Origin of the sequence: Acinetobacter sp. IK31 (assembly GCF_035615195.1) — a bacterium.
Lineage (GTDB): Bacteria > Pseudomonadota > Gammaproteobacteria > Pseudomonadales > Moraxellaceae > Acinetobacter > Acinetobacter calcoaceticus_C.
In genome coordinates this window covers 151,913-163,780 of record NZ_JANBOB010000015.1, presented here as the reverse complement: position 1 = coordinate 163,780, position 11,868 = coordinate 151,913, and the positions used below count along the sequence as shown (strand labels likewise).

Below are 11,868 nucleotides of genomic sequence, written 5' to 3'. Positions count from 1 at the left end.
CGTTGCATGAGCTCATCTAAGCTTTGTTTTGCAACTTTCGCCTGCTGTAAACGTCCTAAAACACCGGTAATTTGTGCAATTGGCCCTAACATTCGTGAAGATAAAATTGAACAGGCCACTAAAGCACCCGTAGTCATTTCACCCTCCATTACCGCAAAACATCCCACTAACACTACAATCGCATAGGTCAGACCCTGAAGCATTTGAGTCCATGACATTAAGGTACCAACGATTTTACGCTGTCTCATGCCAATATCGGCTGAAACTTCATTCATGTGGTTCCATTGGTTTTGGAAACGCGATTCTGCACGCAACAGCTTGATATCTTCAATACCCTGCACCGCTTCAACAAGAATGGCATTACGGATTGAAGATTCTCTCATACCTTCCTGTGCGAGTTGCGCTAGCTTTTTCTGCACCAGAATACCCGGCAAAAGCATAAGTGGCACAACCAGTAGCATCACCCAAAACAGCTTGCCGCCAATGATGGCAAAGATGATCAGGAACAGGAAAAAGAATGGGAAATCGGCAATTGCACTAATGGTGGTTGAAGTCACCAGTTCACGAACACCTTCGAGCTCACGAATCTGGGAAATAAAACTACCAGTAGACTTTGAACGGTCTTTATTCTTGATTCTTAAGGCATGACCAAATACACGGTCAGAAACCCGTAAATCAGCACGTTTACCAATAATGTCGGATAAATACACCCTTGATATACGTAAGGTAAACTCAAAAATAGCAGCAATGAGTACACCGCCAGCCAGAACCCATAAAGTCGGGATGGACTGTGATGGAACAACGCGGTCATAGACTTGCATTGAGAAAATAATGGTTGCCAGTGCCAATACATTGGCAATGAGTGAGGCAAACATAATATCAACGTAGCGCTTCCAGTCTCTTAGAACAATTGACCAGAACCAGCTTGCTTCATACGGTTTGATATATTCATCAATACGCGCATCGGGAATAGAAGTTTCAGGACGCAGAATATAGACATTCTTAATCGTATTTTTTAAGACATCTAGGCTTAAATTTTGAGAAAGGCCATGATCTCCACTCAACTGGATACTGACATTTCCCTGGGTATCGGCTTTATCAATAACACCGACCTGTCCGTCATTAAACTCGACCATAACAGGTAAGCGCCACGGGTTCAGCACCTCTAAAGAAAATGGTACTTTACGTAAATTTAGTCCAACCTGACGGGTAATGAGCTGTAAAACATCATCAAGGTTTTGATTCTGGTTCCAGTCAAGTTGTAAACGGATTCTTTCTTCTGAAGGCTCAATTCGATAATGTTTAGCAATCGTTAAGACCGACTGTAACCAGGGCTGGTAGTTTATTTTTGTCATCATGGTTGTACTTCGAACCCCTGAATTGAAATATTATTTAAGTCATAAGCTTGGCGGGAACGTCCTGTTGCCGAAATGTACTGAATAATACTGTTATAGATGTCATAACGTGCTGATTCGAGTTCTGAATTGGCACTATGAATGGCCTGTTCTGCATTCAACAAATCGACCAATGAACGTGTCCCGAGCTTGTACTGCTCTTGATAAAGCTCACGTGTACGAACGGTTGTTGCCTGACGATCGGTCAGCACCTGCATTTGACGTTGTTTATTTTCAATTTGCTCACGGCTGGTTCTAATCTGGTCGAGAACATCCATATAAACAGAATTCACTTTAGACTTTGCTGCTTCTTCGGCATAACTTGCCATTTTAACCTGAGAAGAAACTGCGCCACCTTGATAAAACTGACTGCTTGCTTCAAGCATGACGGAACTATATAGACCGTCATCTTTATCATTGTTTGGATTTCTGCCATTAATGGCCTGACTTAAGGAACCTTTTACCGCCAAAGTCGGATACCGACTCAGTCGAGTCTGTTCCTTTTGTGCCTTGGCAACTTCAACACTTGCTTGTGCTGCAATCATTTTTGGGATGGTATTGAATTCAGGTTCACCATATAAATCGGACACTTTCACCAGATCATCTGAAATAATCCAGCCAGTCCGAGATACATCTGCACCCAGCAATGTTCTTAAATGTTGTTGGTACTGACGTAATAAAGATTGCTGAGCAATCAAACCAGACTGGGCAGCTTGCAAATAAGACTGGGCTTGAATTGGATCAGCTTGGCTACTAATACCTGCATTTGCACGTAAATTAGCAATGTCCTGAATTCGTTGAATACCTGCAATTTGCTGCTCGGCAATTTTATTTAATTGAAGATAGCGCTGAATATTGACAATCGATTGTGCAACATCAAGTGCAATATCATCAATGCTGACCAGTACATTGGCCTGTTCAACCTGGACCTTGGCTTGCTCAACATCTACGCCTGATTTAATTTTACCAAAATCATAGAGCATTTGAGTCGCATTTAGGGTCAATAACTGCCGACCACGCTCACCGCTACTCAAGTCACCTGTGGTGATACCACCTGAAAGCTGTGGATAATAACCTGCCTTGGCAAAATCAATACCCGCATTTTGGCCAGCTAAAGTGGAAATGGCTTGAGAAATATCAGGGTTGCGCTGGATTGCGATTTTCACCGCTTCCTGCAAAGTCATTTTCCTTGATGGCAAATTTGAATAAGATGAAGCTGCTCTATCATTGAGTTGAACAGTAGGAAACTCCTTAACTCTAGATTGATCTAACTTAAAATTACTCAGCTCTTGCATCTTGGCAACTTTAAATTCATCACTACTTTTAGGGGCAAAAAGTTGTGATAAGTTGTCTTTTAAGGTGTGATATTGCTCACTGGGTTTAGCAGCATATATCACCATAGGTACATGCAATGAAGTTAAAAGCATCAACCCTTTCAGGAAAGCCGGCTTTTTACATGTCCTTGTTACTCTTCTCTGGTTATATCCAATCATGCTTGTCTTGTTGATCTTGTTTGTTATCGTTTAAAAGCTTTTACATTCTACATATTTTTTTGCATAAAGAAGCATAATTACAGGAATAATTCACACATTATATTTTCATCAGGTGAATGAATTAATTTATTGTTTTTAATAGATAAATATAAAAAAACTAAAAAGAGGCATTGACCTCTTTTTAGACAAATAGATTAACTATTTTATTTAAACTGTAAAATCGTCACCTAAGTAGACTTTACGGACTTGTTCGTTATCCAGAATTTCTTGTGGTGTACCTTCTGCAATTACCGCCCCTTCACTCACAATATAGGCACGTTCACAAATTGCCAAAGTTTCACGTACGTTATGGTCAGTAATGAGTACACCGATACCACGATCTTTCAGAGTCTGGATAATATCTTTAATATCTCCAACCGAGATTGGATCAACGCCGGCAAATGGCTCATCAAGTAACATAAATTTAGGATCTGCAGCCAAAGCACGTGCAATTTCAGCGCGGCGGCGTTCACCACCAGACACACTCATTCCCAATGAATCTTTAATATGACTAATTTTAAAGTCATTTAATAATTCAGTAAGACGTTGCTGGCGTTGTTGCTTATTTAAGTCTTTGCGTGTTTCTAAAATAGACATAATATTTTCAGCAATGGTCAGCTTTCTAAAAATAGAAGCCTCTTGCGGAAGATATCCAATTCCCTTACGTGCCCGTTCATGCATTGCTAAATCGGACATATCAAGATCATCAAGGTGAATTTCACCTTTGTCCATACGCACTAGCCCTACAACCATATAGAAGCTTGTTGTTTTACCTGCACCGTTAGGACCAAGCAAACCAACAATCTGTCCACTTTGCATACTAAAAGATACGTCTTTGACGACCCAACGCTTACTATAGTTCTTTCCTAAGTGCTTAATACACAAAGTTTGGGGTTGTTGAAGAGCTTGCTGCATTAGTCACGCGCTCCTGGAAAGCTTTTTGAACTTGATGGTGGAATAATAATTTGAACACGATTTGTCGATGAGCCTTGAGCTTCAACATCACCTTTGTTCATACTATATTTCAATGAATTACCACGAATGCTTGAACCATCTTGATATAAATATGCACCACCATTCAATGTAATAATGCCTGTATCTGCATTATAAACAATGGTCTGCCCCTCACCACGTGCCACACCTTTATCAGCACTTATTTGTTGCTGAAACTTAGACGGTCTGCCCTTGGCAGTAATGGTTTGAATTTCACGTTTAGAGTTTAGCGTAGCAACAATTGAATCGGCTTGAAGCTTCATCGTGCCTTGCTCAATCACAACATTGCCCGTGTAAGTCGTCAAACCAGTTTTTTCGTTATACGTAGCACGGTCTGCCACGAGTGAAATTTGTTGACTACGGTCAGACGGCAATGCAAAAGTCGAAGCTGATGATAAAGCAACGAATGTAATGACCGCAGCTTGTTTTAGGAAAGCTGAAGAACGTTTTAAATTAAGACTTTGGTGCATACTTTCCTCGAATATTAAAAAATTCGTACTGACCGTTATTCAAATTGGCTTTTAATCCTTTGCTGACAAAACTGCCCTGTGGAGACTGAACAATCACTTGATGATTCGTTTCAATTTCTCTGGTCTTTGGATATCCAGTTAACTCATCGGTCTGGAATTCAATTTTCCCCTGTTGAGCAAGTTTAGTTGCTACCACATCACCCGATAATATAACTTTACGGTTATCATCATAGCCATTTGCCTGTTTTGCAAAGAACGTTGCATCAACTTTGCCATCTTTATACATAGAGGCATTAAGTTGATCCAACTTTGATGTTTTTTGTTGCATATCCTGTTCAAGCTGACGAACTTCAGCACGAATATACAAATTGCCTTGATCATCAGTTTGAGTCAAATGGACGCCCTGCGCCGAATATGTCATATTCTTCGCCGAACCAATGTCTAGTTTTTTTGCTTTGCCACTATAGTAGTAATAACCACCACTTATAGCAGCAATAACTACAGCAACAATAGATAAAACTCTGGTATCCATGAGCAGGAATAGCCTACCTTTTTAAGTAATCTTATTATTAATGCGGTACTGCAAGATATTTTTCAAGAAGTTCTTGGTAAATGCCTTTTGCGATCAGTAACATATCACAGACTTCACGTACAGCACCACGCCCGCCCATTGACTGGGTAACTAAATGCGCACGGCGACGCACTTCTTCATGACCATTTGGCACCGTGACACTCATTCCTGCTATTGCAAAAGCAGATAAATCAGGCCAGTCATCACCCATATACAAGCAATCGGCAGGCAAAATATTAAACTGTGCACAAGCTTCGCGTAATGCAGAGCCTTTGTCTTCACGGCCTTGAAAAACGAGATCTACACCTAAATCAAACATACGTTTTTCAACGATATTACTTTTTCGGCCTGTGATAATAATGATCTTCATGCCCGCTTGCTGTGCAAGTTTCATTCCTAAACCATCACGAATATCAAAAGACTTAATCTCATCGCCACTATTCGTTAAAGTTACAAAACCATCACTCAAAATACCATCAACATCCAGAACCAATGCCTGTAAATGACGTGCTTGTTCTAACAATGCATAAGATGCCATTGATTAATTTACCCCTGCCTGAATAAGGTCATGCATACTAATTACACCAATCACTTTATTTTGGTCATCCACCACAACAAATTGACTAATTTTTTTCAGGTTAAGCTGTTGTAGAGCTTCTACCGCACGTGCTTCTTGAGAAATAGTTGACGGTTTTTTTGTCATTACTTCAGAAACAGGTAAATTCACATCGAAACCTTGCTGTTTATCAATTAAACGACGCAAGTCACCATCGGTGAAAATACCAAGCAAATGTTCCTCATCATCTACAATCGTGGTCAAGCCTAAACGCTTATTAGAAATTTCGTAAAGCACTTGATTCATTGGCGTATTTGGTGAAACTTTTGGCAATTCATCGCCTGTATGCATCAGATGTTTTACATGTAAAAGTAAGCGCTTACCCAATGCTCCAGCAGGATGCGAGCGAGCAAAATCATCTGCGGTAAAACCACGAGCTTCAAGTAAAGCAACAGCCAGCGCATCACCCAATACTAACGTCGCTGTCGTGCTCGATGTCGGAGCTAACCCTAATGGGCACGCTTCGTCAGACTCACCTAAAGTTAAAGCAATGTCGGCATTTTGAGGCATTGGCCCTTTATCAGTACGGCTAATAGTAATAAGAGGTACACCAAGATGTTTGATGAGTGGCATTAACATCATGATTTCATCACTTTTTCCAGAATTGGAAATCGCAATTAATACGTCGCCACGAACCAGCATTCCCAAATCGCCATGCCCAGCTTCGCCCGGATGCATAAAGAAAGATGGTGTGCCAGTTGAAGCAAAAGTCGCAGCCATTTTACGGCCAATATGCCCGGACTTCCCCATGCCAGTAATCACAACACGGCCTTTACACTGTAACAATATTTCACAAGCCTGATTAAAACTGTCATTAATTTGTGTTGCTAACACGTCTATGGCTTGCTGCTCAATACGCAATGTTGCTAATGCGCTGCTTTGAAAATCTGTAGGGTTGGGCATACGAGTTTGACTCAAAATAATTGATCTGATCTCTTGTGAAGATCGGTGATTTTAATCAAAAGATTTGGGGGCATTCTAACATAACTCAATCATATACACGTTTTTAAATGTATAAGATTTCACAAGCTTATAAAATTCTTGCATAAAACTTTGTGAAAAATGATGCATCAGTTATGATGTAACACTGTTTTTGTTGAGTGTTTGAAAACCCTTATGCAACCGTTTTTTTTATATAACTCTGAGCAACGAAAAAAAGTTGAATTTGTACCTCGCAAAGAAGGTCACATCGATATGTACGTCTGCGGAATGACCGTTTACGATTACTGTCATATCGGGCATGCTCGAGTTATGGTTGCATTTGACTACATTATACGTTTCTTACGTAGTCAAGGCTGGAGTGTTCGTTATATTCGCAACATTACCGACATTGACGACAAAATTATTAAACGTGCGAATGAAAATGGTGAAACCATTCAGCAGCTCACCACTCGTTTCATTGATGCAATGAACGAAGATGCAGCAAATTTAGGCTGTGCTGCACCCGATGAAGCACCTAAAGCGACTGAATATATTGATCAGATGCAAAATATGATTGGCAATCTGGTCAATAAAGGTTCTGCTTACCCTGCTTCAAATGGCGATGTTTATTTTGAAGTCACCAAATTTGAGAAATATGGTCGTCTCTCTGGACGCAAGCTTGATGATATGCAAGCTGGCGCAAGTGACCGTGTCGACGTAGAAGTTGAAAAGAAACATCCGTTTGACTTTGTACTTTGGAAACATGCCAAAGAAAATGAACCATCGTGGGCGTCACCTTGGGGCAATGGCCGTCCGGGTTGGCACATTGAATGTTCTGCAATGTCGACTTGCTGCCTAGGCAATCACTTTGATATTCATGGTGGCGGTTCAGATTTAATGTTCCCACACCATGAAAATGAAATTGCGCAAAGCGAAGCGTCAACTGGTGAGCAATATGTAAACTACTGGATGCATGTTGGCTTCATTAACGTTGATGGCGAAAAGATGTCTAAGTCTTTAGGCAACTTCTTTACCATTCGTGATGTGATGGAGAAATTCCACCCTGAAGTGATTCGCTACTTTATTGTGTCTTCACATTATCGTAGTCCTGTGAACTTCTCTGATGTGGCATTGAAAGAAGCAAAAACTTCTTTAACTCGCTTCTATCATTCATTTAAAGCTTATCAACAAGTGTACGGCCAAACGACAATTGAAACGCTTAATCAAAGTTTTATTGAGCGTTTTAACAATGCGATGTGTGATGACTTCAACACTGCCGAAGCAATGGCTGTATTGTTTGAACTCAACAAAGAATTGAACCGTGCTGTAAAAGAAGAGCAAGCTGACCAAGCGACTGTGCTTTATTCAACGTTACGTCACCTCACCAACATTTTAGGTTTGGTACAACACAATGTAGATGATTTCTTAAAATCAGATATTGGACAAGAAGCGCTTACTTTGTCTGATGCTGAAATTGAAGATTTTATTCAACAACGTGTTGATGCAAAAAAAGCAAAAGACTTTGCAAAAGCAGATGGTATTCGCCAGTCGTTGCTCGACCAAGGTGTTGTATTAGAAGACACTCGCCAAGGGACAGTTTGGCGTCGTGCTGATTAAATGTTCAATTAAATCACAAGAGTGTTGACACTTTAGTGAAACACTCTATAATGTGCTCACATTGCGGGAATAGCTCAGTTGGTAGAGCATAACCTTGCCAAGGTTGGGGTCGCGAGTTCGAGTCTCGTTTCCCGCTCCAAAATTTAAAGACCACTTAATTCGAAAGAATTAGGTGGTTTTTTATTGTCTATTGGTTAATTCAAAATTCGCATTAAAAAACGCTTTAATTTCCACTGCAGTACCATGAAATTTGGAGTGTTATTATGCAAAAGCCGGTTAAGCATGGAAATGTATGGCGCATCACTGCTCGTTACTTAGGCAACCGTTACACAGCTACTCGAGATACAGCGAGTGAGTGTGAACAATGGGCCGCTAAAAAATTATTAGAATTACAATCTGAACAGGCTAATCCTGAGCCTGAAAAAATCCATATCTCCTTCTATGCCCTTTTTGAACAGTACTATCAAGAAGAAGGCAGAAAAATGAAGAGTACCCGCTTAATTGTTCAAATGCTTAAATGCCTAAAGAATAATGAATAATGAATAATGAATAATGAAAATATAATTAATATTTTATGATTAAACCCATCATTAAGTTTTTATTGATATTGAAATTAAAAATTGACTTAAAATTAAAAAATTAGCTTAAAAGTATATTATCGCAAAGTCTCCCCCATTGAGGAGACTTTCTAAGTATTAAATGAATTAAGGATGAATTTTTTTCAATCCATCTTCTATAGCAAATTTAGCTTCCTCCCACTGTAAACGTGAACTGCCTTTAACTTGTTCCCATTTAGTTTTCAATTTAGATTCAACCTCGGAAAAATTAATTTCTGCATTATTAGGTACACGATTTTCATAACCTAAACGATAAGCCGCCCGATAATCACGATCATATTCTAGATTCTTATTTTCAGTATAATATGGCATTTTTTTATAGTTTTCTCGCCAATAATTATCTTCTTCTTGCCAGTAATTACTATCATCTTTTTGATTATTTGTTTGAGCTATATCATTACCTGCTATTCCCCCTACCACACCACCAACAATCCCCCCAACAACAGCACCTGGAGGCCCCCCAACAACACCGAATGCAGCACCTATAGCCGCTCCTCCCAAGGTTCCTGCACTTACAGCTGCCAAATTTTCTCCCCCTTCATTCATATCAGGTATATGATTGTTATTGGTCGGTGGTGAGTTTAAATCTGGACAAGCATTATCATTTGTGGATGAAGTATCTTGTATTAGTTTGCTATTTAATACATTACTATTGGAAGATGGCTCTTTTTGAATCGTATGATTACCATCTGAAATTGATTGTTTTGTATTTACCATTTTCTTACTCCCTATATTTTAAAATCTAGTGTCTTTTAAAAGAGCTAGAACATAAAAAGGATTTTTGGAATATGCTGAACAATTATTAGTATAATTTACGTTTCGGTTAGTTGTGTTTTATAAGTGTCCAAATTAAGTGAGGAGATGTTATTAATTAATAAAAAGTATTTCTCATTTATAAAAATTCTTGTCCAGAGAGTCTTCACAATTACATCATGCTTCATCTCACAATCGTTATATTTCGCTAGAGTAAACATTGCTGATAACATTCCAGCTTTACCCTGACCGACAAGAAATTATGATTTTATTTATACACAATTTAAAAAGCCTAGTTAATTAATACTAGGCTTTTTACATGTATTTTTAAAAGATAATAATTGTATATTATTTCATCTTCTTAAATGTATCTTCAGCTGCTTTTAGGTGTTTCGCAACAGCATCACGTGTTTGTAGGAGCATATTTTTTAATTCAGAACTTCTCGTGTTTGGTATTAACTGCTTATCAATTATCATCAAAACTTTACGGTGAACTTTAACTTGACTCATCATATAATTTTTATCAGTATCTGATGTTATTTGATTAAGCTTACTAACAATTTTATCACTATCATTTTGCAATGATTTACTAAGATTACTGGTTTGTGAAATCAACTGTAACCGACTTGCCAAAGCTTGTGCATTTTTTTCATTGGCTGAATGTTCTTTAATCATCATTTCAGCATATTTCTTAGCTTCATCCATTTTTAGTTTTGGCAAGGCAGTTTTTGCCTGCTTAATTTCACCATTATTAGCTGTACTTAATATCTTGAAAATTTGACTATCAGTCAAATTTTCATGGTTTTCATTTAATATTTTAGAGTGATTATTCCCATCATTTATAGTTTGTTGATTTGCTGCCATAATCTCAAATGCACTGAAACTTAAAACACCACTAATTGCGATACAGCTAATAATTTTCTTCGTTAAAATAGCTTTCATACCAATATCCTTTAACTTAATTCATGAGTATTTCCACTTATGGGTAGCTTTTTCACATTTCCATTCTATATCCCTACTTGTAAATTCAAGGTTGGGTTTATTTATTCATTATTTCAATCAAACATATTTAGACCGCTCGTTGAATATTCTTCGCAAAGGGTAAATAGCTTATTTAAAGTAGATGATATAAATTTAATAATGAATCAAGCATCTGTATCCAATCTTATTAATGTAAATATAAAACATATATAATTTTAAAAAACATTAACTTAAAAACAATTTTTATTTTTTATTTTTACAAAAATAACAATAAAGCTCGTTATATTAACTTATAGATACTAAAGCTAAAATTAAATATATTTAAAGAAAATTTGAACCAATTTAACTTATTCCCACATCTATAAGAAAGCGTTCTCCTAAAGACTTTAATTCACACACTGCACACAAACAGTGACATGCACTTTTGTAGATATCGTATGAGCTGTGCATCCTGAAAGCAGAATGCACAGTAAAACCAGAACCTTCATAGTGAAACGCGGTTAGCGATCCAACCATAAAAGAATTGCTCTTGGGTAGGATTCCTTTCACAGATTTCTATGTAACGCTGGCCCTGTATGATATTAAGTACTCGCACTAATACTTTCTCTCCTTCTTTACCGCGCTTAGCCAGTGTTAGTGAAAAGGCTTACTATCCTTAATTCCATCTACTCTCATGCTGAGTTATCTACTCCTCCATTTATTATTGACTCTCCACGACAACAAGATATTAATTCTGATAATTATCATAATATGCTTAATATTTTAATTAGTAATACACCTGACGATGTACAGTTAATTATTGCGGCAGTGCAAAATAACTTTATTGACAGCATTAAAGGAAACTTTGAAGAAATTAACCTTGAATCAACACCTTTAACTGCAGAAGAGTATGAACTTGCCAATTTCTTAATCTTACATAGTTAAATAATTTGACCTTAACTTATACACAACAAAAAGCTCTCTGAAATTCCGAGGGCTTTTTATAACTAAGAGGTAAGTAAGAATCAAAAACCTATTTTCCAAACCCCAGCTAGCTATTCCCCACTACCCCCTCAAATATCATTAGCCAATTCTTTTGCTAAACATTGTTCATGCCAAGTGGTTTGAAAGTTCTCGACAGCTTTTGACTTAATAAGAGGGTCTTCAAATAACTTTGAAGAATATGCAGATTTGATAAGCTCTTGATAAAGTTGTTTGGCTTGTTGCTCTTCAAGATGATTGGCGATGTCATGTAACTCTTTAGCGGACACTTCATGTTGTCTAGCATCCATCACACCACTCGCTGCTTTTTTTACAGTTTCACAGTAATGAAGTTCCATTGCTTCTGATGCTGCATAACATTGAATTGAAATCGCGCTTATAAAGAGGAATATAAATCTCATAATCTCACCTTAATTTGACGC

Annotated in this window: 12 protein-coding genes, 1 tRNA gene and 2 pseudogenes; 4 read left to right on the top strand and 11 right to left on the bottom strand. The window is 38.0% G+C overall.

The features are described 5' to 3' along the window. The 7 genes from MSG66_RS08640 to MSG66_RS08610 all read right to left on the bottom strand — a co-directional run. The coding region (locus MSG66_RS08640; RefSeq protein WP_324653639.1) for an ABC transporter transmembrane domain-containing protein at positions 1 to 1,358 on the bottom strand (1,358 nt) is incomplete at its 3' end. After that, positions 1,355 to 2,821, bottom strand: a complete 1,467-nt coding sequence (locus MSG66_RS08635) for a TolC family outer membrane protein (RefSeq protein WP_202742916.1) — start codon at positions 2,819 to 2,821, stop codon at positions 1,355 to 1,357. The genes MSG66_RS08640 and MSG66_RS08635, both read right to left, overlap by 4 nt. 273 nt (positions 2,822 to 3,094) lie before the next feature. Beyond that, complete coding sequence (lptB, locus tag MSG66_RS08630) at positions 3,095 to 3,841, bottom strand: LPS export ABC transporter ATP-binding protein (RefSeq protein WP_003650837.1); 747 nt, start codon at positions 3,839 to 3,841, stop codon at positions 3,095 to 3,097. Further along, positions 3,841 to 4,389 (bottom strand): lipopolysaccharide transport periplasmic protein LptA, encoded by a 549-nt coding sequence (lptA, locus tag MSG66_RS08625; protein WP_042897994.1) that lies wholly within the window; start codon positions 4,387 to 4,389, stop codon positions 3,841 to 3,843. The genes lptB and lptA overlap by 1 nt, the downstream gene beginning before the upstream one ends. Then, on the bottom strand, positions 4,373 to 4,921 hold the full coding sequence (lptC, locus tag MSG66_RS08620; protein WP_133974423.1) for an LPS export ABC transporter periplasmic protein LptC: 549 nt from the start codon (positions 4,919 to 4,921) through the stop codon (positions 4,373 to 4,375). The genes lptA and lptC overlap by 17 nt, the downstream gene beginning before the upstream one ends. 37 nt (positions 4,922 to 4,958) lie before the next feature. Next, positions 4,959 to 5,498 carry a KdsC family phosphatase gene (locus MSG66_RS08615; RefSeq protein ID WP_262473009.1) on the bottom strand — a complete coding sequence of 180 codons (540 nt, stop codon included), beginning with the start codon at positions 5,496 to 5,498 and terminating at the stop codon, positions 4,959 to 4,961. 3 nt (positions 5,499 to 5,501) lie between these two features. Beyond that, the gene (locus MSG66_RS08610; protein ID WP_042897992.1) at positions 5,502 to 6,479 is read right to left on the bottom strand and encodes a KpsF/GutQ family sugar-phosphate isomerase; all 978 of its coding nucleotides are present in this window, start codon (positions 6,477 to 6,479) and stop codon (positions 5,502 to 5,504) included. Positions 6,480 to 6,692: 213 nt separating this feature from the next. Here MSG66_RS08610 and cysS point away from each other — a divergent pair, with 213 nt between their 5' ends. From cysS to MSG66_RS08595, 3 genes and pseudogenes are all read left to right on the top strand, one after another. After that, positions 6,693 to 8,114 (top strand): cysteine--tRNA ligase, encoded by a 1,422-nt coding sequence (gene cysS, locus MSG66_RS08605; protein ID WP_324653633.1) that lies wholly within the window; start codon positions 6,693 to 6,695, stop codon positions 8,112 to 8,114. Positions 8,115 to 8,177: 63 nt separating this feature from the next. Then, positions 8,178 to 8,253, top strand: a tRNA-Gly gene (locus MSG66_RS08600). 124 nt (positions 8,254 to 8,377) lie between these two features. After that, positions 8,378 to 8,647 (top strand): annotated as a pseudogene (locus tag MSG66_RS08595) (site-specific integrase); the annotation flags it as partial. A gap of 171 nt (positions 8,648 to 8,818) precedes the next feature. Here MSG66_RS08595 and MSG66_RS08590 read toward each other — a convergent pair. The 3 genes and pseudogenes from MSG66_RS08590 to MSG66_RS08580 all read right to left on the bottom strand — a co-directional run. Next, positions 8,819 to 9,448 carry a hypothetical protein gene (locus MSG66_RS08590; protein ID WP_324653631.1) on the bottom strand — a complete coding sequence of 210 codons (630 nt, stop codon included), beginning with the start codon at positions 9,446 to 9,448 and terminating at the stop codon, positions 8,819 to 8,821. Between the two features lie 384 nt (positions 9,449 to 9,832). Next, the gene (locus MSG66_RS08585; protein ID WP_324653629.1) at positions 9,833 to 10,426 is read right to left on the bottom strand and encodes a DUF4142 domain-containing protein; all 594 of its coding nucleotides are present in this window, start codon (positions 10,424 to 10,426) and stop codon (positions 9,833 to 9,835) included. A gap of 523 nt (positions 10,427 to 10,949) precedes the next feature. Beyond that, positions 10,950 to 11,096, bottom strand: a pseudogene (locus MSG66_RS08580) (putative peptidoglycan-binding domain-containing protein); the annotation flags it as partial. Between the two features lie 119 nt (positions 11,097 to 11,215). Here MSG66_RS08580 and MSG66_RS08575 point away from each other — a divergent pair. Next, positions 11,216 to 11,389: a hypothetical protein gene (locus tag MSG66_RS08575; RefSeq protein WP_227549200.1), complete on the top strand. Its 174-nt coding sequence runs from the start codon at positions 11,216 to 11,218 to the stop codon at positions 11,387 to 11,389. A 128-nt stretch (positions 11,390 to 11,517) separates the two neighbouring features. Here the strand turns inward: MSG66_RS08575 and MSG66_RS08570 are convergent, their stop codons facing one another. Continuing rightward, positions 11,518 to 11,847, bottom strand: a complete 330-nt coding sequence (locus MSG66_RS08570; RefSeq protein ID WP_324653626.1) for a hypothetical protein — start codon at positions 11,845 to 11,847, stop codon at positions 11,518 to 11,520. Between the last annotated feature and the right edge of the window lie 21 nt (positions 11,848 to 11,868).

Excerpts from the sequence above, each read along its gene's own strand:
- cysS (WP_324653633.1), top strand. The coding sequence starts at position 6,693 with ATGCAACCGTTTTTTTTATATAACTCTGAGCAACGAAAAAAAGTTGAA.
- MSG66_RS08610 (WP_042897992.1), bottom strand. The coding sequence starts at position 6,479 with ATGCCCAACCCTACAGATTTTCAAAGCAGCGCATTAGCAACATTGCGT.
- MSG66_RS08575 (WP_227549200.1), top strand. The coding sequence starts at position 11,216 with ATGCTTAATATTTTAATTAGTAATACACCTGACGATGTACAGTTAATT.
- lptB (WP_003650837.1), bottom strand. The coding sequence starts at position 3,841 with ATGCAGCAAGCTCTTCAACAACCCCAAACTTTGTGTATTAAGCACTTA.
- MSG66_RS08585 (WP_324653629.1), bottom strand. The coding sequence starts at position 10,426 with ATGAAAGCTATTTTAACGAAGAAAATTATTAGCTGTATCGCAATTAGT.
- MSG66_RS08635 (WP_202742916.1), bottom strand. The coding sequence starts at position 2,821 with ATGCTTTTAACTTCATTGCATGTACCTATGGTGATATATGCTGCTAAA.
- MSG66_RS08615 (WP_262473009.1), bottom strand. The coding sequence starts at position 5,498 with ATGGCATCTTATGCATTGTTAGAACAAGCACGTCATTTACAGGCATTG.
- lptA (WP_042897994.1), bottom strand. The coding sequence starts at position 4,389 with ATGCACCAAAGTCTTAATTTAAAACGTTCTTCAGCTTTCCTAAAACAA.
- MSG66_RS08590 (WP_324653631.1), bottom strand. The coding sequence starts at position 9,448 with ATGGTAAATACAAAACAATCAATTTCAGATGGTAATCATACGATTCAA.
- lptC (WP_133974423.1), bottom strand. The coding sequence starts at position 4,921 with ATGGATACCAGAGTTTTATCTATTGTTGCTGTAGTTATTGCTGCTATA.
- MSG66_RS08570 (WP_324653626.1), bottom strand. The coding sequence starts at position 11,847 with ATGAGATTTATATTCCTCTTTATAAGCGCGATTTCAATTCAATGTTAT.